The following is an 18,457-nucleotide window of genomic DNA, read 5'->3' on the forward strand; positions in this document are numbered from 1 at the left end:
TGATGAGAAAATGATTCGTGCGAAAGCATCCATAAATTGAGGAGAGAAAGCATATATATAAAGGAAGCAGAATAAAGGTCGTGGACAGATTGCGTTTAAAAAGAATGATGCAGGGGATGGGTCTGGTCTATGTTTTACTTTTGTTAGGGATGATCTATCCGGCATTTTTTACGGAGAATACAATGGAATCAGAAAATCAGGAAGTGTTAAGCCCGAATGCAATCGCATATGTGGCAGAAAACATGGTGGAAAAACCAAAGATTGCGATTACATTTGATGATGGACCGAGCACTGTTTATACGTCAAAGCTTTTAGACGGGTTAAAAGAAAGAGGCGTGAAGGCTACTTTTTTCCTGATCGGGCAGAATATAGAAAAGGATCAGAACAAGGAAATCGTAAAGAGGATGTATGAGGAAGGACATCTGATCGGGAATCATACATACCACCATGTTGAAATTACGAAGGTGAGCAATGATGAAGCATACAAGGAGATTACGATGACGAATGAACTGATCAGCAGTATCACCGGGGAAGAGGTGCAGTTCATGAGGCCGCCCTTCGGACTTTGGCAGAAGGAATTGGAGCAAAAAATCCATGTGCTTCCTGTGATGTGGAGCATCGATCCGCTTGACTGGGCGACAGAAAATGTCGAGGAAATTGTAAATAAAGTAGTGACGGAAGCAGAAGAAAATGATATCATTCTGTTGCATGACTGTTATGACAGCTCCGTGAAGGCGGCTTTGAAGATTATTGACCAGCTTACTGCCGAAGGCTATGAATTTGTGACGGTGGATGAATTGATGCTGGATTAGTGAAAACTTTTTATGTACCAGGGTGTCCAGAAAAACGAAACAGAAACACTAAACAGAAACACGATTGATATAGGAGAAAGGTGATGATATGCTAAATGAATATTCAAGAACAGAATTATTAATAGGAAGAACGGGGATGGAACGGCTTCATAAAGCAACGGTCATGGTATTTGGTGTGGGCGGCGTCGGTTCGCACTGTATCGAGGCGCTCGCCAGGAGCGGAGTGGGGAAACTGATCCTGGTCGATAATGACACCGTCTCACTGACCAATATCAACCGTCAGTCCATTGCCTACCATAGTACATTAGGCCAGTATAAAACGAAGGTGATGGCGGCCAGGATTCAAGATATCAATCCAAAGATACAGGTCGAGACATATGAGATGTTTGTCCTGCCGGACAATCTGGAAACACTGTTCGAGGGAAGGATGGGGGATGAAAAACCAGATTATATCATCGATGCCATTGATACCGTCACAGCAAAGCTGGCTTTGGTGGAACTGGCACAAAGAGAGGAGATTCCAATCATCAGCAGTATGGGGACAGGGAACAAGCTTCACCCGGAGCTGTTTGAAATCACAGACCTCTCTAAGACAAGCGTCTGTCCATTGTGCAAGGTGATGAGGAAGGAACTGAAAAGCAGGGGAATCTTTCATTTAAAGGTGCTCTACTCTAAAGAAAAGCCAACCGATACGTCTGGAAGAGAGACAGGAGAGGATAAGGGCCAGAGACGCAGCATCCCGGGCAGTATCTCTTTCGTACCGCCAGTCGCAGGGCTTCTGATTGCGGGGGAAGTGATTCGGGAGATTGCGGCGGATGAAGAGGAAATCACTGAAAGATAGAAGTGCAAAGTAAGTAGTCTTGTAGTATAATTATAAAAGATGCACCGTTGAGCTGTGGAAGGGGAACCACAGGAGAATGCGGTACGGACTAAGGAGTAAAAAAAGAATAAGGTAAAATGTCAAGAAGAGGAGAATTTAAAAATGAACTCAAAGAAGAATGCAATCCGTGAGTTTTTCATTATTACGTTTGGAATGATGTTGGTCGCTGCAGCAGTGTACTTCTTCATGGTCCCAAGTAAGATCGTTGTGGGAAGTATTTCCGGTCTGGGTCTGGTCATATCCCAGCTTACCGGGATTCAACTTTCTGTCATTACATTTATATTAAATGTAGTACTCTTAGTCATAGGTTTTATATTTATTGGTAAGGAGTTTGGTGCAAAGACCGTCTATACATCGATGCTTCTGCCTGTATTTCTATGGATCTATGAGAGGATTATTCCTGTGACCAAGTCTGTGACAGGCAATCCGGTGTATGATCTGATCACTTATATTTTGATCGTAGCACTGGGACAGGCTCTTCTGTTCCATGTAAATGCTTCTTCCGGCGGAATTGATATCGTAGCGAAGATCATTAACAAGTTCACCCATATGGAGATCGGAAAAGCCGTGACGGCTGCGGGGATGGTGACCGCTGCAACCTCTCTTTTGGTATATGATTTTGCTACATTTATTGTCAGTATCTTGGGTACTTATGCGAACGGAATCGCTGTGGACTATTTTATCGACGGCTTTAATAAGCGGAAAAGAGTCTGCATCCTTTCTGATGATTACCAGGAAATCCAGGAATATATCATGAAGGAGCTGAACCGTGGCGTCACTCTTTATGAGGCTTATGGAGCTTATGATAATAAGAAACGTATAGAATTAATCACGATTCTGACACAGCAGGAATATAAGATTTTATTGAACTATCTGCACACGAACCAGAAACAAGTATTCGTTACGGTTTCTACTGTGAATGAAGTGATTGGACAGTGGAATGGGAAATAGAAAGTAAGATGTGAGTTGTTCATCATAGGTTTGAAAAATAAGTTTATAGAAAGCACGTAAAGAGAAAGGGGCTTGCGTGCTTTTTTTGTGCGCTTCTGATTAGAGTAGATATTGAAATTTTCCCATGTATTCTGTTTCGGTATGGATAAGTGGGTGTTTTGCCAATTGAATTTTGAGTAATGGGGATGTAATTAAACAAAATTCGTAATAAAACGAAGGGGGATGAGAATGATTCGTAAGTGTTTTACCTTCAAATTTGTGATAAACTGAACAAAATGAAAATTAATATATGGAGGACGAGGGCATGAATATGCAGGAAAAAGTAAAGGGATATTTGGAATATTGTGAATATAGGAAACTCTTAGATGAAAAGACCTTAAAGGCATACAGGATAGATTTAAGACAGTACTTTTCTTTTTTGAATCAGAGTGAACCGGAAAAAGAAATTTTGGAGGAATATATCATAGATTTACATAAAAAGTATAAGCAAAAAACGGTAAAACGTAAATTGGCAAGTGTGAAGGCATTTTATAATTACCTAGAAGAAGAGGAGATTGTTGAGGAAAATCCTTTTCGAAAAATACGAATGAAATTTAAAGAGAGTATTATACTTCCACGAATCATTCCGAGAAATGAGATCGAACAGCTATTAAATTATATATATACCCATCCAATTATGGAAAATGAGGAGAAACATATATGCTGGCTTCGGGACTTGGCCGTTATTGAAATGTTATTTGCGACAGGAGCAAGGGTGTATGAAATTTCAAATATCAGTATAGACTGTGTTGATTTGGTTTCTGGTACGATAAGATTCATGGGGAAAGGGGGAAAAGAGCGATATGTTCAGATTGGAGAAAATTCAATCCTGAGACTGTTGAAAAAGTATTACCATGCTAATAAGGGGGCAATTAGGCAGAGCGGATTCTTCTTTGTAAACCGGCGGGGGTATCGGTTCACGGAACAGTCTATTCGGCTTATGTTGAGAAAGTATACACGCCTGGCTGGTATTGACAGAAATATTACTCCACACATGTTCCGACATTCCTTTGCTACTTACTTGATCGAGGAGGGTGTGGATATCAGTTGTGTACAACAGATACTTGGACATAGTTCTATCAAAACAACGCAGATATATATTCACGTGGCAGCAAAACGACAGGCAGAGATATTGCGAAGTATGCATCCAAGGAATCATATGAAAATTATAAGTGCTGCTTAGGATTAGAGGGAGCAATCATATGAGAAAGACCGGCTTTATGGGCGGTCTTGTTTTGATACCATAATTTGGTGTATGGTTTAGGAGGAAAAATAAAAAGGAAAATTAAGGGTGTTTTGGTTGCTGAATGGTGTAGAATATGGTAAGATTTTCATGTGGTGATAAGTTTTCTCGAGTTATGTACAGGGGGGATTTGTTGCCTTTTTTTAAATAAGACAAAGCCTGATAATTAGTAGTTATCCGTTAATAATTGATACAAACAACTAATTATTCCAAATTACAAACGATAATTATTAAAGAAAGAGTATTGAGATTATGAATACTACAGAACTATTTAATTTCCATTTTGTTGACAGAGATATTGAACGAGTAAAATTAAATAAATTTTTATCTGATTCTACAGCCACTACTCTATGGATAAAAGGCAATAGAGGCTTTGGAAAGACAAAATTTTTTGATTATGTTATTAAAAAGCATAATGAATATCGTCTTTGTTATATAGATATAAAGCTTAATAAAAGTTCTATTGATATTGTATCCGAGTTTATTATCGAATTACAAAAATATAGTGATATTGATTTTATATCAAGTGTAAAAAGAAAATACAAACAATTTTATAATAGTACATATAAAAAAACAAAGAATATTACAAACGAACTTTTCCCAGAAGTTAGCAATATGGTTTCATTAATATTAGATTTAGGCTATTATGCAGTTACTTATTCTGATGAAAATATAAATTCTGTAGACCTTATTAGCGATTATATACGAGGAATAATTGATCAAAATCGTCTCTGTATCTGTATCGATAATTTTTCACGTTGTGACACGGAGATAGCTAAACTCTTTTTTAGAATTTTTAAACAATTTTTAAATAATAAAAATTTTAAATCTTGTATTATCACAACGTCAGAGGACCTCAGCATAGAATTGATGGAAGAAATATATCATAATTTGCCTTATACTGATATTGAGGTTAAGCAGTTCCTTGAAGTTGACTATTTTTATCAAATTATGAATCCGATATTTGAAATGGAATACTTCACAAAAGATGATTTAATATATATTTATAATAAGTGTGGCGGAAGTCCCAAAAGGTTAGCAACGTTAATTAGTAAGTTATTAGAAAAAAATGCAATAAATGTATACTCATATAAAAAAGCCATAATAAATAAACGAATAATGATTCAACTTTTACAAACGGATCACATTAGATTCGATGATAGTGATTTCAAACCTGAGCAAAAATGGATTTTATTCTCGTATCTTTGCTTAAAAGAAAGCGTGCCTATTTCTGAGTTGATGAATTTAGCATTATATATTTCAAAGAGATGTTTTTTATTTCAGGCTTATAATGAGAATCTTTTTACACAAATATTGCTTCATCTTGTAGATGATAGAATACTAAATTATGATGCCAGAAACATGGTTTCTACCTGCCATGATTCAGATTATATAGAATTATTGGATATTTTTTATGATTCTCAGCTCAAAGGACTTTTTTCACAATATGCATATGAATTCCTTATGCAAAATCCAGGAGTAAACTATCACAATGAGTTATTATGTAAAAATGCGCGTGAAGCTAACACTTCTGGTTGGGAACAATTAAATTTTCGCTATGGGAAAAAATTATTTCATAATAAACAAATTTATGAAGCGCAAAAGATTTTATCCTTTCTTGAGGATCACTTGCACAAGTTTAAACCAGTTCAAATTTTATTCATTGCATTAGTATCATATGAAACAGGTAATTATAAGCTATCAATAAAGCAATTTAATTTAATAGATCCTAAAGTATTGCGATTTAATAAAGTAAAGTATTATTATTATTTTTATTTGGGAAAGTGTTACAATAATATTGGACAGACTTCTGACGCTATCCCATTATTGGATAAAGCTTTGAATGAAGTGCCAAAAGATAGTGATGTATATGTTCAAACCCTTAATGTCTTACATATGTTCTGCTTTGAAGTACCATCCCAGTTAAAGAGGTCAGAAGACATTTTTAAAGAAATAAAAAATTCTTATAAAGATACACATCCCAAAGTGTGGGCTAATACTATGCGAGGATGTCAAAATTTTCTTGATGATGAAAGTTCTTTAAATGTTTTAGATGAAGCAGAGTTAAAATTAGAAGATGAATTAGATAAAGCTTTTTTAAAAACAACTAAAGGTTTTGTACTTGTAAAATTAAATCGACTTCGAGATGCAGTAGTTCAATTTGAAGAATCTTATAATGTCATTAAACGCCTAAAAATACATGAGTTTTCTTATGCTGCAAATAATTTAGCTGTTTGTTACATGATACAAAGGAATTATAAACGCGCAAGCGAAATACTATTAGAAGCATTATTTTGGAATCGTACAACGTATGGGTGCTTGGTCATTCAAACCCACTTAATGATATGTTCACTGTATTTATCACAGAAAAATGAAGTACAATACTATTACAATTACTTAAAAAACTATATGGATAACCATAACATCGTTGATCCTATTATGAATCGTAAAATATACATGAATCTTGCTATTACGAGCCATGGAATAGATAATTTAATAACTGAAAAAGTTTATTTTGAAAAGGCATATCCATTTGTAAAAAATAGCTCTAGTGAATGGCGCTTCTATAAACTTTGTCCAGAAATGGCCGATTCAAAAATATTACCACCAACTTGTGAATATATGAATGTCATAGAGTTTGATCCATGGTTTCTAATTTATGCACATGATTAAATTAGACTAATTCTATCATTGAATGCTTTTATATAATATAGTAACATATCATTAAATTTGATATTACGTTTATATGCAATAAAACCAGCCTCACTGGTACTACTAAAACGTGGAGCCGAATTGATTTCAATAAAACTAAATTCTTGCGTATCTAAGTTTAATCGATAGTCGATTCGGCAAATATCCCTTGCACCAAGGATTTGGGCTATTTCAATTGATTGCTGTTGTATATTTTTTAATGTTTTTATAGGTATTTTTTCTTCATTTAAATATAGAGTTCTTAACTTATCATGTTTCATTTTTGAATCATAAATAGTATAGGGGGATTGGTCAAAAAGCTCTGCTGTTATTACATCGTTAATATAGTAATTTCCAGGATTTCCAATCAAATAATTTGTTATATCAACGCCATAAATAAATTCTTCTATTATCACTTCACCAAATTCATTTTGCAATTCTTCAACTCTGTTCTTTGTTTCTGCCATTGTATGGCAAACACTCTTTGAGGAAATTCCTAGAGAGGATCCTTCACAATTAGGTTTTACAAATAAAGGAAATTTCCAGGAAGACAAATCTTTGAAATCCAAAGGAATATAGGAATTTGCAATACAAGACTTGGCAGTCACAATACCATTGTTTAATAAGGCTTGTTTACAAAAGTATTTATTATTCATAATTACGGATGGGAATACATCCGAACCACTATAAGGTACTTTAAGCAAATCTAAAAGTACAGGTGCTTGTACTCTACTATAACTTTGATCCATGCCATCTGTAAAATTTAAAAACATACAATTTTCAAAAGTTGTATGGTTATCAACAGCATGTACCAATTCAGGAATACCTCCAAAATAGTCACACTCATAACCAAGAGAATTTATTCCCCTAATTATTTCTAAAATATTTTTTCGCGCAGGGTGATCATTATATAGTTTCTCATCACTTTCTGAATAATTTTTTAAGTTTTCACGATAATCACATATAACCCAATATTTCATATATTTTCTCCCATATTAATTCTATGTTTCAAGTAAGATATTTTAGAACCTTTTAAATATACATTTTCTCTAAAGATTTATATATGTTTCCATATACCATTATGAGGATAACTACTAATTATCTATTATTTTTAAAAGAGCGAAGGAAACAGAATAACACACATCCTATTGATTTTCCCTCCATTTTGGACTAAGATGTTTATCAGTCACACCCGTTTATTTTTAAGAAAGGAAACGTATGATATCCACCTTCTGCATAAGCAAAGCATTCTATCATACTAGGTTTAAGAACTATGGATTTATTTGATTATATGAGAGAGACGAAGCAGGAGAAGGAGTCTCCGCTTGCATCCAGGATGCGCCCGACGACCTTGGACGAGGTAGTGGGGCAGCAGCATATTATTGGAAGGGACAAGCTATTATACCGTGCGATCAAGGCCGATAAGCTAGGTTCTCTGATTTTTTATGGACCTCCGGGAACTGGGAAGACGACTCTTGCCAAGGTGATCGCGAATACGACGAGTGCGGAGTTTAAGCAGATCAATGCGACCATTGCTGGGAAAAAGGATATGGAGGAGGTCGTAAAGGGGGCAAAGGAGCTTCTGGGAATGTACCAGAAGAAGACAATTCTGTTTATCGACGAGATTCATCGCTTCAATAAGGGGCAGCAGGATTATCTGCTTCCATATGTTGAGGACGGCACGATCACGTTGATCGGTGCTACGACGGAGAATCCATATTTTGAGGTGAACGGAGCTCTTTTGTCACGTTCCAGTGTATTTGAATTAAAATTTTTAAGCAAAGAGGATGTAAAGACACTGCTTAAGCGTGCCGTTTATGATGATAAAAAGGGGATGGGAAGCTTTCAGGCTGAGATTGATGAGGAGGCCTTGGAATTCCTGGCTGATGTTTCCGGCGGAGATGCGAGAAATGCATTGAATGCAGTCGAACTGGGAGTACTGACGACTCAGCGCAGCGAGGATGGAAAGATACATATTACATTAGATGTGGCATCAGAATGTATTCAAAAGAGAGTCGTGCGGTATGATAAGACTGGAGATAACCATTATGATACGATTTCGGCCTTCATCAAAAGTATGAGAGGGTCTGACCCGGATGCGGCAGTTTATTACCTTGCGAAGATGCTGTATGCCGGGGAAGACGTAAAATTCATTGCAAGGCGCATCATGATCTGTGCCTCCGAGGACGTGGGGAATGCCGATCCGATGGCCTTGACTGTAGCAGTATCTGCGGCACAGGCAGTAGAGCGGATCGGGATGCCGGAATCCCAGATTATTCTGGCACAGGCGGTTACTTATGTTGCTTCTGCACCCAAAAGCAATTCCGCTACAAATGCCATTTTTGCGGCGATGGAGAGTGTAAAGCATGAGAAGACGACGGTTCCGTCTCATCTCCAGGATGCTCATTATAAAGGCGCTCAGAAATTAGGTCATGGAACCGGATATCAGTATGCGCATGATTATCCGAATCATTATGTACATCAGCAATACCTGCCGGATGAAATAAAAGACGCCAGGTTCTATGAACCGGGCGTCCTGGGTTACGAAAAAACAATAAAAGAACATTTAGAGAAGCTTCGTCAAGAGTAAAGTATAGATCTCCTGGCTCTGGCTCGTCCAGTTATTCGCAATGGTTTCGGCCTCGACCTCCGTAGGAACTGTTAGTTTCAGGTCGATCAGGCTGAAACCATTTTCTACGATCTGGCACTGCACTTCATACTCATGGTTCGTATTCAGGTAATAGTCAGACTTGATCGCCACCTCTTCCTTGAGGTCATACCTTTTTTCCTTAAAAAACTCATCAATATCTTTTTGGATGGCAGGAGAAATCTTATTCTTGAAGAATTGAATCGTATCTTCCCCGCCTGTCGTCAGATGGTATAAAGTCCTGTTATGTGTGGTCTCGACCCTTAAGAGGCCGGAATCCACCATTTCTGCCAATGTCTCTTGTAGCTTGAAGTAGGTAGTGTATCCTTTGTCTAATATAAACTCTGAAATCTGTGAAGTCGTCAACGGAAAATCGACTCTTTCCAACATGTATAAAACGATCAGCTTATATAGTGTAAATGTTTCACTCATGATACTCCTTTCCCTGCCAGATATCCTGTTCTTTCAGATAACGGTGCAGTGTGTTTAATACAGTCCTTTTCTGACTGGTCCATAAAGGGGCAATCAAAAGATCGCTCGGTCCGTCCCCGGTCAGACGGTGGATGGTGATCTGTGGATTCAGACGAGAGATGCACGTTCCCAGAAATTCGATGTATTCCTGCATATCAGGAACCAGGAAGGGGCGCTTCTTATATTCTTCTGCAAGGTCTGTACCCTTTAAGATATGCAGAAGCTGGAGCTTTATTCCTTGAATATCCATGTGATTGAGATAATCAAGGGTCTTTAGCATCTGCGCTTTTGTCTCCCCCGGAAGGAACAGGATGGTATGGACGATTACGGTAATGCCCAGTTTCCGAAGATCTTTGACCGCTTTTTCAAAAACCGGAAGCTCATAACCTCTGCGGATAAAAGCGGCGGTCGCCGGATGAATTGTCTGTAGTCCAAGCTCGACCCATACGGGGTTGATTCGGTTGACTGCACCTAACAGTTCAAGAACATCATCCCCAAGACAGTCAGGTCTGGTGGCGATGGAAAGAATCTTGACTTCCTCATCCTGAATTGCCTCCATGTACAGCTTTTTAAGTCTTTCAACCGGAGCATAGGTGTTAGTAAATGCCTGAAAGTATGCGATGTAGGAGTGAACCGGACGTTTTCCATTCAACTCTTTTTTTCCACGTGCAATCTGTTCCGTAATAGAAAGTGCTCTGGAACCTGCAAAATCACCGGAGCCGCTGGCGCTGCAGAAAATGCAGCCGCCTCTCCCAACTTTCCCGTCCCGGTTCGGGCAGGTCATCCCACCGTCTAATGTGATTTTATAAACTTTTTCTCCATAGTTCTGTTTTAAATCATAATCTAATGAGTGGTAACGTTTTTCCCCCCATCGGTTCATCTATATCAATTCCTTTACCGCTTTGCTTACTGCTTCGGCAACACGCGGGTCGAATGCTTCCGGGAGGATGTTGTTCTCGCTTAGATCCTCATCGGCTACAAGTCCTGCTATCGCTTTGGCAGTTGCTAGTTTCATATCTTCTGTAATCTGTGTGGCTCTTCCTTCCAATGCTCCCTTGAAAATACCAGGGAATGCAACGACGTTGTTCACCTGGTTCGGGAAATCAGAACGACCTGTTCCGACTACCTTTGCCCCGGCTTCCTTAGCAAGGTCCGGCATGATTTCAGGAACTGGGTTTGCCATGGCAAAAAGGATGGCATCCTGATTCATGGAAGCGACCATTTCTTTTGTGACAATGTTTGGTGCGGATACGCCCACAAAGATATCGGCTCCAACGAGTGCATCTGCGAGTGTTCCGGTCTTTCCTTCTAAATTCGTGACCTCGGTCATCTTCTCCTGCATCCAGTTCAGGTTCGGTGAAGACTTACTGATCATACCATTGATGTCACACATAATCACATTCGGGAAACCATATGTAAGAAGCAGCTTCGTGATGGCTACTCCGGCAGAGCCTGCCCCGTTCACTACGACTTTACATTCTTCCATCTTCTTTCCTGTGACCTTTAATGCATTGATGATTCCGGCGAGTACAACGATAGCAGTACCGTGCTGGTCATCATGGAAAACAGGGATGTCCAAGAGTTCTTTTAAACGTGCTTCGATCTCGAAGCAGCGCGGTGCGGAGATGTCTTCCAAATTGATTCCACCGAAGGCCGGAGCGATATTGACCACTGTCTTGATGATCTCTTCTGTATCCTGGGTATCCAGGCAGATCGGTACGGCATTGACACCACCGAATTCTTTGAAGAGGACGGCTTTTCCTTCCATAACAGGCATCGCTGCACGAGCACCGATATTGCCGAGTCCAAGAACTGCACTTCCGTCAGATACGACGGCAATTGTATTTGATTTGATTGTATATTTGTAAGCGGCATCCGGGTCTTTTGCGATGACCTTACATGGTTCTGCAACACCTGGAGTATAGGCGATGGCAAGGTCTTCTCTGGAATTTACATGAGATTTTGCCGTAGTCTCTATTTTACCGTTCCATTGTTCATGCATCTGCAATGCTTTTTCACTGTTTGTCATTTTGTTACCTCGCTGTCTTATAGATTTTCTTCTTATTATTTATATCTGTTCATTATCATATCACTCTTAGAAAAGCAACGCAAGCGTGAAAGCCGGAGGATTTGCCTGGATTTGAAAAAAATCACTTTTCTTTTTGATATGTATGATGTATAATGGGTTCAGATTTGATATATATCTTATTGGAGACAGGTATAATACATGCCTGATTTCGGACAAGTCACTTCAGACTAAGGTTCCCGCAACATTTTTTATAAAATGAATACATGAACAAAGTAACAGTGATAAATCGTTATAAGAAAGGAAAGGTATTTATGACAAGAGAAAAGTATGAATCTCTGCCTCTTGCTACGCTGAAAGAACTGGCGAAGGCAAGAAAAATGAAAGGTGTGTCCACCATGAAGAAGAGCGAGCTCATAGACGCAATGCTTGCTCAGGACGAAAAAGAAAAGATGGAAGAAGCGAAGGCTGAAGCAAAAGAAGAAGTCAAAGAGGAAATGAAGGACAAAAAAGAGGCGACTGATATCGAGCAGCTTGACAGTGGGGAGACAGCGAACGGAATTCTGGAAGTCCTGCCGGATGGATATGGATTTATCCGTTGTGAGAACTACCTGCCCGGAGAAAAGGACGTATACGTTTCTCCTTCCCAAATCCGGAGATTTAATCTGAAAACGGGCGATATTATCGCAGGAAATAAGAGAATCAAGACACAGTCAGAGAAGTTCAGTGCTCTTTTATATGTTTCTACGATCAACGGCTTAAAGCCGGCAGAGGCTATGAAGCGCAGCAACTTTGAGGACTTGACCCCAATTTTCCCGAATCAGCGTCTGCGCCTGGAGACACAGGGAAGTACCACAGCAATGAGGATTGTCGACCTGCTTTCCCCAATCGGTAAGGGGCAGCGTGGTATGATCGTATCTCCACCGAAGGCTGGTAAGACAACGCTGTTAAAAGAGGTCGCGCTTTCCGTACAGAAGAGAGAGCCGAACATGCATCTTTTGATTCTTTTGATTGATGAGCGTCCTGAGGAGGTTACAGATATCAGAGAAGCAATCGCAGGACCGAATGTAGAAGTCATCTATTCTACCTTTGATGAGCTTCCAGAGCATCACAAGAGAGTATCTGAGATGGTGATTGAGCGTGCAAAACGTTTGGTCGAGCATGGCAAAGACGTGATGATCCTTCTGGACAGTATCACAAGACTGGCACGTGCATACAACCTGACAGTACCGCCGTCAGGAAGAACTCTCTCAGGTGGTCTTGATCCGGCAGCACTGCATATGCCGAAGCGTTTCTTTGGTGCTGCTAGAAATATGAGAGAGGGCGGCAGCCTGACCATCCTTGCAACTGCGCTGGTCGAGACAGGAAGCAAGATGGATGATGTTGTATACGAGGAATTCAAGGGGACTGGAAATATGGAGCTTGTTCTGGATAGAAAGCTGCAGGAAAAGAGAGTGTTCCCGGCCATCGATATTCCAAAATCAGGAACGAGAAGAGAAGATCTTCTGCTCACCAGAGAAGAGCAGGATGCGGTATATATTATTCGCAAAGCATTGAATGGATTGAAAGCAGAAGAGGCTGTGGACAACCTTTTGACTATGTTCTCACAGACAAAGAATAATGCAGAACTGGTACAGATGGTGATTAAGAAGAAATTCATCTAGCAGCTTATTTTATATCATGTCCCACTAAAAATAGCGGGACGTGATATGTATCAATATACATTCAGGACTTTCAGAAGCAGCAGGAACAGAACCAACAGGATGCTGGGCTTCACGATCTTAGCCCCGTTCTTCATGACCATGCCTGCGCCTAAGTAGCCACCGGCCATGTTGCATATAGCGGCAGCGATTCCCACAGGAATTAAGACCTGCCCGTTGATCAGGAAAATCACGAGAGAGGTGATATTGGTCGTGAGGTTGATGACCTTGGCCTGTCCGTTGGAAGTCTTGATGCTCAGCTTTGCAAATACAGTAAAAGCGATAATCAGAAATGTCCCGGTCCCAGGACCGTAGAAGCCGTCATACATCCCGATGATCAAGGCTGCGATCGTAGCAGTGAGATAGGTCCTCTTATCCAGTGTGACTGTGTCGCTGCCGTTGTCATGGAAGAGTTTTTTGTTCAATACAAGGAATGCGGACACAGGCAGAATCCCGATCAGTACATAGAGCATGATTTTTTCGGGAACAATCATGGAGATATGCGCCCCGATGGAAGAGCCGATAATTGCTGCGATGACGGAGGGAACGGCGAGCTTAAAGTTGACCAGACCATTCTTGATGAAACGGATAGTGGCAAGGGTCGTCCCGCAAGTGGAAGACATCTTATTCGTAGCAACTGCCGTATGAGGGGGCAGCCCCGCAATCAGATATGCCGGCAGCGAGATCAGTCCGCCGCCTCCGCCGATGGCATCTACCAGTCCGGCGAGGAACAAAAAGGGACATACGATGAAGAATGTGGTTGCTGTAATTTCCATAAGAAATTCTCCTTTGTAATAAACTTAAGTAGAAGCAGTATACCATGAAAAAATAATTTTTCAAAGAGTTTCACAGATTATTCTGAAAAATAACTTGCAAAACTAAAAATCTTATGATACAATAACAAAGCTGTTTAGAGATTATAATAACTATATTTTGAAATAGAGAGGTGAAAATCATGAGAGAAGGAATCCATCCAGAGTACCATCAGGCAACAGTAACTTGCAACTGCGGAAACACATTTGTAACAGGATCTACAAACAAGGAAATCCACGTAGAAATCTGCTCCAAATGCCATCCATTCTACACTGGACAGCAGAAAGCGAACCAGGCTCGTGGACGTGTTGATAAGTTCAATAAGAAATATGGTATTAAATAAGAATGATTTATTGCAGGCTGAGGTGAAAATCTCAGCCTGTTGTTAAATTAGCGCAGATAGAGCGCTTCCGTTCGGATATGAAGTGATATATTCGAAGGTGAGCGTACCATGGCGTTGGCCGTGGAATCACATATCATATAATCGAAGGTCAGCAACTTCCAAGGGAAGGAACTGACCCTTTTCAGGTATGCTTAAGACAGGAGGGGACATGAAGTCATCTAATATAGGCGGTCAGGCCGTACTCGAAGGCATTATGATGAAGAATAAGGATCATTATGCCGTAGCAGTCAGGAAGCCTGACAAGGAAATTACAGTAAGCGTTGAGACATATCAGAGCGTAGTCCCGTGGAAAGCAGTTACGAAGATTCCGTTTATCAGGGGGATTTTTAATTTTGTAGATTCTATGGTTCTGGGAATGAAGACCCTGATGTTCTCTGCAAGCTTTTTTGAAGAAGAGGAAGAGACAAAAGAGGTGCTCACTGCCGATGAACTTGTGAAGAGGGAAAAAAGGGACAAGATGATCATGAATCTGACCGTTGCCTTTTCTGTGGTATTGGCGGTGGCGATATTTATGGTCCTCCCATACTTTCTGAGCAACATTTTAAGGAAACATATCATTTCCAGGGCTGCAATCACGATTTTGGAGGGAATCATCCGTGTTGGTATTTTTCTGGCGTATATCCTGCTCGTGTCAAGGATGGAGGATATCCAGAGGACATTCATGTACCATGGTGCGGAGCATAAGTGTATCAATTGTATTGAGCATGGTCTTGAGTTGAATGTGGAGAATGTCAGGAAGAGTTCCAAGCAGCACAAGCGCTGTGGGACAAGCTTTTTGTTTTTTGTCATGATCGTGAGCATCATCTTCTGCTTTTTTATTACAACGGATTCCCAGATTATGCGGGTGGTACTGCGTATTGCACTTTTTCCGCTGATAGCGGGGGTATCCTATGAGATCATTAAGCTGGCAGGCAGCAGCGAGAATTTCCTGGTCAATCTCTTAAGTAAACCGGGACTTTGGGTACAGAATCTAACAACGAAGGAACCGGATGACAGCATGATCGAGGTCGCGATCTGTGCAGTCGAGGCTGTGTTTGACTGGAAGGCATATCAGGCAGAGAATTTCGGAGACACCCAGGGTGTTTCAGAACAGCAGGCGGGCTCTGCAGCAGAGGTATAAGGCTATGACGATGCAGGAAGCATATCAGTTGGGAGAAGAACGTCTGATTCATGCGGGGATAGAAGAAGCCCGTCTGGATGCATGGTATCTTTTGGAGCATGTGACTGGTGTAGGACGCGCAATGTATTATGCTATGCCGGATAGAGTGTTGAGTGAGGATCAGGAACAAAAGTATCTATATTATATAGAAGAAAGAGCCGGGCGTGTCCCGCTTCAGCATCTGACTGGAGTACAGGAATTCATGGGGCTTCCATTTCAGGTGAATGAGCATGTCCTGATTCCAAGGCAGGATACAGAGACAGTAGTGGAAGAGGCTGTCAAAGTCATCCGCCGGGAGGGCATGACAGTCCCGTGTTTTCGAATCTTGGATATGTGCACAGGTTCCGGCTGTATTCTACTGAGTGTATTACATTATGGAAGGCAGGAGGCAGTCAGTCTGGAAGGAATCGGAGCCGACATTTCGAAGGAAGCCCTTAAGGTCGCCCGGGCAAATGCCGAAGCACTCCACATAGATGCCGAATTTAAGCATAGTGATCTATTCGGACAGATTGAGGGAACATACGAGATGATCATTTCTAATCCGCCCTATATCAGGACGGATGTAATTGAGACTCTTCAGGAAGAAGTGAAGGCACATGATCCATGGATCGCACTGGACGGCAAAGAAGACGGTCTTTATTTTTACAGGCAGATCGTACAAGAGGCGGGAAGATATCTTGTGAATGGAGGCACGTTGATTTTTGAAATCGGCTGCGACCAGGGAGAAGCAGTGTTTGGACTGATGCAGGAGGCTGGTTACAGGAATATCATGGTAAAAAAGGATCTTGCAGGTCTTGACCGTGTTGTAATTGGCGTGTATGATAGGTAAGGAAAGCGTTAGAAACGCAGGTAGTGAGAAAGGATAGAGGAAAATGTTTGATAGATTAGAAGATTTGCTGATCCGCTACGAGGAAGTGATGGGAGAATTGCAGGAGCCGGACGTGGCGAATGACCCGGAACGATTTCGCAAGCTGATGAAGGAACAAAGTGATCTGGGTCCAATCGTAGAGGCATTTAAAGAATATAAGCAGTGTAAGCAGAATATTGAGGACAGCCTTGCTATGCTGGATGAAGAGTCAGATGAAGAGATGCGTGAGCTGGCGAAGGAAGAACTCAATGAGTCCAAAGCACGTGTCGAAGAGTTAGAGCAGGAATTAAAGATTCTGCTCCTTCCAAAAGACCCGAACGATGATAAGAACGTTATCGTAGAGATTCGTGCAGGCGCCGGTGGGGACGAGGCGGCATTGTTTGCTGCCGAAGTTTATCGTATGTATGTACATTATGCAGAGGGCCGCCGTTGGAGAATCGAGATGATTTCCCTGAATGAGAATGGAATCGGTGGTTTCAAAGAGTGTGTCTTCATGATTACAGGACAGGGAGCATATTCTCGTCTGAAGTATGAGAGTGGGGTACACCGTGTACAGCGTGTGCCTGAGACCGAGAGCGGCGGCAGAATCCATACTTCCACGATTACGGTCGCAATCATGCCGGAGGCGGAAGAGGTCGACGTTGTGATCGATGATAAAGATATCCGTATCGATGTTATGCGTGCGTCCGGTAATGGTGGACAGTGTGTCAACACCACGGACTCTGCGGTACGTCTGACTCACTATCCGACCGGAATCGTGATCTACAGCCAGACTGAGAAGTCACAGCTTCAGAATAAGGACAAGGCATTCCGGCTTTTACGTTCGAAGTTGTATGAACTGGAATTGGAGAAGCAGCAGGCATCTGAGGCAGAGGCAAGAAGAAGCCAGATCGGAACGGGCGATCGTTCAGAAAAGATCAGGACTTATAATTTCCCGCAGGGAAGAGTCACAGACCATCGGATCAAGCTGACACTTCACAAGCTGGATACAATCATGAATGGAGACTTAGACGAGATTATTGACAGCCTCATTGCGGCAGACCAGACGGCGAAATTAGCGAAAATGAACGAAGAGTAGTAAGAAAGAGGAAAGAGACCTTTACTGTAAAAGTCGGTCTGTTTCCTCTTTTGATTTACATGAAAAACATCTTTACCATCCAGCGCCAATTGAACAGCAGGAATTCTCCAAGTATACTAAGTACCAGATAAACAGAGGCTTCATGTCCTGCGATGGATACCTCCCGCTTTCCTCCCTTTGGGTGGAACAGACATACGAAGACGATCCAGACGATATAGCCGGCTAGTGCACCCAGCGTATTCATGATCAGATCATCGATATCTGTCACTCGGTTATTGAACAGCTGGCAGACTTCAATTGCAAGGGAATATCCGGCACCTGCAAGAAGAACCTTGAACGGAGAGCGCATCTCCTTCCAGATAAAGGGGAGCAGGAATCCCAGCGGCATGAACATGAAAATATTCAGTATCTGAGAGAGGGCTGTAATGTCCGTTAGTGGAATCAGATTCATCTTATCAAATGTTAAAATACTGTCATAATGTCCGATATCCCATATCGTCCCGATTCCGGTCGTTTCCAGGACCATGTATAGATATAACAGAAAAATACAGACCCAGATAAAATGCGGTGCAGTCAAATAGTGGCTGCGCTTTTTCAGACACAGGAACATGTAGAGAAAGCAGGGCAGCATAATACAGAGAAGTGGATAAAGTGTGGTAATAAGTGTCGTCATATA

The 18,457-nt window shown here is 41.1% G+C and carries 17 protein-coding genes; 11 read left to right on the plus strand and 6 right to left on the minus strand.

All coding sequences use genetic code 11. The features are described 5' to 3' along the window. The first annotated feature begins 80 nt into the window (after positions 1 to 80). The 5 genes from HGO97_RS06475 to HGO97_RS06495 all read left to right on the plus strand — a co-directional run bounded on the left by HGO97_RS06475 (position 81) and on the right by HGO97_RS06495 (position 6,598). Positions 81 to 812, plus strand: coding sequence for a polysaccharide deacetylase family protein (locus tag HGO97_RS06475; RefSeq protein ID WP_287845439.1), 732 nt, complete (start codon positions 81 to 83; stop codon positions 810 to 812). Positions 813 to 900: 88 nt separating this feature from the next. Continuing rightward, positions 901 to 1,653 (plus strand): tRNA threonylcarbamoyladenosine dehydratase, encoded by a 753-nt coding sequence (locus HGO97_RS06480; RefSeq protein WP_216240463.1) that lies wholly within the window; start codon positions 901 to 903, stop codon positions 1,651 to 1,653. 141 nt (positions 1,654 to 1,794) lie between these two features. Further along, the gene (locus tag HGO97_RS06485) at positions 1,795 to 2,643 is read left to right on the plus strand and encodes a YitT family protein (RefSeq protein WP_216240465.1); all 849 of its coding nucleotides are present in this window, start codon (positions 1,795 to 1,797) and stop codon (positions 2,641 to 2,643) included. A 304-nt stretch (positions 2,644 to 2,947) separates the two neighbouring features. Beyond that, entirely contained in the window at positions 2,948 to 3,865 is a 918-nt protein-coding gene (locus HGO97_RS06490) for a tyrosine-type recombinase/integrase (RefSeq protein WP_216240467.1), read from the plus strand. Between the two features lie 312 nt (positions 3,866 to 4,177). Beyond that, on the plus strand, positions 4,178 to 6,598 hold the full coding sequence (locus HGO97_RS06495) for an ATP-binding protein (protein ID WP_216240471.1): 2,421 nt from the start codon (positions 4,178 to 4,180) through the stop codon (positions 6,596 to 6,598). On the opposite strand, the gene HGO97_RS06500 is transcribed toward HGO97_RS06495, so the two are convergent. Next, positions 6,595 to 7,596: a D-alanine--D-alanine ligase family protein gene (locus tag HGO97_RS06500; protein ID WP_216240472.1), complete on the minus strand. Its 1,002-nt coding sequence runs from the start codon at positions 7,594 to 7,596 to the stop codon at positions 6,595 to 6,597. The genes HGO97_RS06495 and HGO97_RS06500 overlap by 4 nt on opposite strands. A gap of 293 nt (positions 7,597 to 7,889) precedes the next feature. Here HGO97_RS06500 and HGO97_RS06505 point away from each other — a divergent pair, with 293 nt between their 5' ends. Beyond that, entirely contained in the window at positions 7,890 to 9,206 is a 1,317-nt protein-coding gene (locus HGO97_RS06505) for a replication-associated recombination protein A (protein WP_216240474.1), read from the plus strand. Here the strand turns inward: HGO97_RS06505 and HGO97_RS06510 are convergent. From HGO97_RS06510 to HGO97_RS06520, 3 genes are read right to left on the minus strand one after another with little or no spacing between them, the layout of a single operon-like run. Next, complete coding sequence (locus HGO97_RS06510; protein ID WP_216240476.1) at positions 9,183 to 9,695, minus strand: DUF4364 family protein; 513 nt, start codon at positions 9,693 to 9,695, stop codon at positions 9,183 to 9,185. The two genes, HGO97_RS06505 and HGO97_RS06510, sit on opposite strands and share 24 nt — an antisense overlap. Further along, positions 9,688 to 10,614 carry a TIGR01212 family radical SAM protein gene (locus HGO97_RS06515; protein ID WP_216240479.1) on the minus strand — a complete coding sequence of 309 codons (927 nt, stop codon included), beginning with the start codon at positions 10,612 to 10,614 and terminating at the stop codon, positions 9,688 to 9,690. Before HGO97_RS06515 ends, HGO97_RS06510 begins: the two co-directional genes overlap by 8 nt. Continuing rightward, positions 10,615 to 11,763, minus strand: coding sequence for an NAD(P)-dependent malic enzyme (locus tag HGO97_RS06520; protein WP_216240481.1), 1,149 nt, complete (start codon positions 11,761 to 11,763; stop codon positions 10,615 to 10,617). Positions 11,764 to 12,074: 311 nt separating this feature from the next. Here HGO97_RS06520 and rho point away from each other — a divergent pair, with 311 nt between their 5' ends. Next, positions 12,075 to 13,424: a transcription termination factor Rho gene (rho, locus tag HGO97_RS06525; RefSeq protein WP_216240598.1), complete on the plus strand. Its 1,350-nt coding sequence runs from the start codon at positions 12,075 to 12,077 to the stop codon at positions 13,422 to 13,424. Positions 13,425 to 13,474: 50 nt separating this feature from the next. On the opposite strand, the gene HGO97_RS06530 is transcribed toward rho, so the two are convergent. After that, complete coding sequence (locus HGO97_RS06530; RefSeq protein ID WP_216240482.1) at positions 13,475 to 14,236, minus strand: sulfite exporter TauE/SafE family protein; 762 nt, start codon at positions 14,234 to 14,236, stop codon at positions 13,475 to 13,477. A gap of 179 nt (positions 14,237 to 14,415) precedes the next feature. Between HGO97_RS06530 and rpmE the strand changes: the two genes are divergently transcribed. The 4 genes from rpmE (at position 14,416) to prfA (ending at position 17,781) form a co-directional block, all read left to right on the plus strand. After that, positions 14,416 to 14,616 (plus strand): 50S ribosomal protein L31, encoded by a 201-nt coding sequence (rpmE, locus tag HGO97_RS06535; RefSeq protein WP_122643086.1) that lies wholly within the window; start codon positions 14,416 to 14,418, stop codon positions 14,614 to 14,616. 208 nt (positions 14,617 to 14,824) lie between these two features. Further along, on the plus strand, positions 14,825 to 15,796 hold the full coding sequence (locus tag HGO97_RS06540; RefSeq protein ID WP_216240485.1) for a DUF1385 domain-containing protein: 972 nt from the start codon (positions 14,825 to 14,827) through the stop codon (positions 15,794 to 15,796). Between the two features lie 4 nt (positions 15,797 to 15,800). Next, positions 15,801 to 16,664, plus strand: a complete 864-nt coding sequence (gene prmC, locus HGO97_RS06545; protein ID WP_216240487.1) for a peptide chain release factor N(5)-glutamine methyltransferase — start codon at positions 15,801 to 15,803, stop codon at positions 16,662 to 16,664. A 43-nt stretch (positions 16,665 to 16,707) separates the two neighbouring features. Further along, the gene (prfA, locus tag HGO97_RS06550; RefSeq protein WP_216240489.1) at positions 16,708 to 17,781 is read left to right on the plus strand and encodes a peptide chain release factor 1; all 1,074 of its coding nucleotides are present in this window, start codon (positions 16,708 to 16,710) and stop codon (positions 17,779 to 17,781) included. Positions 17,782 to 17,836: 55 nt separating this feature from the next. Here the strand turns inward: prfA and HGO97_RS06555 are convergent, their stop codons facing one another. Continuing rightward, complete coding sequence (locus tag HGO97_RS06555) at positions 17,837 to 18,454, minus strand: VanZ family protein (RefSeq protein WP_216240492.1); 618 nt, start codon at positions 18,452 to 18,454, stop codon at positions 17,837 to 17,839. Positions 18,455 to 18,457 lie beyond the last annotated feature (3 nt).

The sequence above is a fragment of the Faecalicatena faecalis genome (genome assembly GCF_012524165.2).
GTDB lineage: Bacteria > Bacillota > Clostridia > Lachnospirales > Lachnospiraceae > Faecalicatena_A > Faecalicatena_A faecalis.

Excerpts from the sequence above, each read along its gene's own strand:
- HGO97_RS06480 (WP_216240463.1), top strand. The coding sequence starts at position 901 with ATGCTAAATGAATATTCAAGAACAGAATTATTAATAGGAAGAACGGGG.
- HGO97_RS06485 (WP_216240465.1), top strand. The coding sequence starts at position 1,795 with ATGAACTCAAAGAAGAATGCAATCCGTGAGTTTTTCATTATTACGTTT.
- HGO97_RS06490 (WP_216240467.1), top strand. The coding sequence starts at position 2,948 with ATGAATATGCAGGAAAAAGTAAAGGGATATTTGGAATATTGTGAATAT.
- HGO97_RS06495 (WP_216240471.1), top strand. The coding sequence starts at position 4,178 with ATGAATACTACAGAACTATTTAATTTCCATTTTGTTGACAGAGATATT.
- HGO97_RS06500 (WP_216240472.1), bottom strand. The coding sequence starts at position 7,596 with ATGAAATATTGGGTTATATGTGATTATCGTGAAAACTTAAAAAATTAT.
- HGO97_RS06505 (WP_216240474.1), top strand. The coding sequence starts at position 7,890 with ATGGATTTATTTGATTATATGAGAGAGACGAAGCAGGAGAAGGAGTCT.
- HGO97_RS06510 (WP_216240476.1), bottom strand. The coding sequence starts at position 9,695 with ATGAGTGAAACATTTACACTATATAAGCTGATCGTTTTATACATGTTG.
- HGO97_RS06515 (WP_216240479.1), bottom strand. The coding sequence starts at position 10,614 with ATGAACCGATGGGGGGAAAAACGTTACCACTCATTAGATTATGATTTA.
- HGO97_RS06520 (WP_216240481.1), bottom strand. The coding sequence starts at position 11,763 with ATGACAAACAGTGAAAAAGCATTGCAGATGCATGAACAATGGAACGGT.
- rho (WP_216240598.1), top strand. The coding sequence starts at position 12,075 with ATGACAAGAGAAAAGTATGAATCTCTGCCTCTTGCTACGCTGAAAGAA.
- HGO97_RS06530 (WP_216240482.1), bottom strand. The coding sequence starts at position 14,236 with ATGGAAATTACAGCAACCACATTCTTCATCGTATGTCCCTTTTTGTTC.
- rpmE (WP_122643086.1), top strand. The coding sequence starts at position 14,416 with ATGAGAGAAGGAATCCATCCAGAGTACCATCAGGCAACAGTAACTTGC.
- HGO97_RS06540 (WP_216240485.1), top strand. The coding sequence starts at position 14,825 with ATGAAGTCATCTAATATAGGCGGTCAGGCCGTACTCGAAGGCATTATG.
- prmC (WP_216240487.1), top strand. The coding sequence starts at position 15,801 with ATGACGATGCAGGAAGCATATCAGTTGGGAGAAGAACGTCTGATTCAT.
- prfA (WP_216240489.1), top strand. The coding sequence starts at position 16,708 with ATGTTTGATAGATTAGAAGATTTGCTGATCCGCTACGAGGAAGTGATG.
- HGO97_RS06555 (WP_216240492.1), bottom strand. The coding sequence starts at position 18,454 with ATGACGACACTTATTACCACACTTTATCCACTTCTCTGTATTATGCTG.